Annotated in this window: 2 protein-coding genes; both read right to left on the reverse strand. The window is 68.4% G+C overall.

Annotated features, from left to right (window positions below; translation table 11 throughout):
* The coding region (locus ACXJKR_RS32645; RefSeq protein ID WP_457326396.1) for an RrF2 family transcriptional regulator at window positions 1–309 on the reverse strand (309 nt) is incomplete at its 3' end.
* A 12-nt stretch (window positions 310–321) separates the two neighbouring features.
* On the reverse strand, window positions 322–1,334 hold a 1,013-nt coding region (locus ACXJKR_RS32650; protein ID WP_457326397.1), incomplete at its 5' end, for a cbb3-type cytochrome c oxidase subunit I.

A 1,334-nucleotide genomic window follows, 5' to 3' on the forward strand; every position in this document is an offset into this window, starting at 1 on the left:
GCTGACGATGGCGCAATGGCTGGCCTCGGCCGAGAAGCACTCGGCCGGCAGGGCCTGGCCCTCGGTGTCACGCACCACCTCGCCGATGCGGATCTGCGCCGCCGGCCGGGCCAGCGTGAGGCCGCCGCCCTTGCCGCGCACGGTGCTCACCCAGCCGCGCTTGGCCAGGTGGTGCACGACCTTGGTGAGGTGGTTGGCCTTCACGTCGAAGGCCGCGCAGATCTCGCCCACCGTGGCCCGCCGGTCGGGCTCGGCGGCCAGGAACATCAGCACGCGCAGGCTGTAGTCGGTGAAGGCGGTGAGTCTCATCTTTCAATCCTTTCAGCGCCCACGGGCCGGGGCGGCGCCTGCAGGCAGGCGGTCCGCCGCGGGGCGGCGCAGCAGGTACAGCGCATACACGGCCAGGAAGACGCTGCCCGCGGCGAACACGATGTCACCCGGCACACGCAGCCACACCAGCGTCTCCATCACCTTGGAGTGGATGACCTCCGGCGAGCGGGCGTACCACAGGCCCTTCGTGATGCTCTGGTAGGCCTGGTAGATGCCAGCCGGCAGCAGCGACAGGAAGACCATCATCGCCAGGCCGATGTTCAGGCTCCAGAAGGCGGGCTTGAGGAATCGGTCGGCATGCAGCGCCCTGTCGTACAGCCCGCGCAGGCAGAACAGCATCAGGCCGATGCCCAGCATGCCGTAGACGCCGAACAGCGCCGCGTGGCCGTGGGCCGCCGTCATGTTCAGGCCCTGCACGTAGTACAGCGAGGCCGGCGGGTTGATGGCGAAGCCCAACAGGCCGGCGCCCACCGTGTTCCAGAAGCCCACGGCGACGAAGGACAGGATGACCCACTTGTAGGCGCCCAGCCAGGCCACGCCCTTGGCGCGGCGATAGGTCTGCAGCGCTTCCAGGCCGATCAGCGTCAGCGGCACCACCTCCAGCGCGGAGAACACTGAGCCGACCGCAATGACCGATGTGGGCGTGCCCGTCCAGTACAGGTGGTGCAACGTGCCCAGGATGCCGCCGAACAGGAAGACGATGGTCTCCGCGACGATGGCGCGGTTGGCAGAAGCGGGGCGCACCAGGCCCAGGTTGGTGAAGATCAGCGCGACGACGGCCGTGGCGAAGACCTCGAAGAAGCCCTCGACCCACAGGTGCACCAGCCACCAGCGCCAGTACTCGACCATCGAGTAGTGGGTGTGCTGGCCCCAGGTCAGCGAGCTCGCGTAGAAACCGCCGATGCAGGTCGCCGACAGGAAGACCATGGCGATGAGGCCGCGGGTTTCCGAAGGCCGCTTGAGCGCCGGCCACAGCGCACGGCCGAGCAGGAAGACCCAGAACA

The sequence above is a fragment of the Roseateles sp. P5_E11 genome (genome assembly GCF_054049355.1).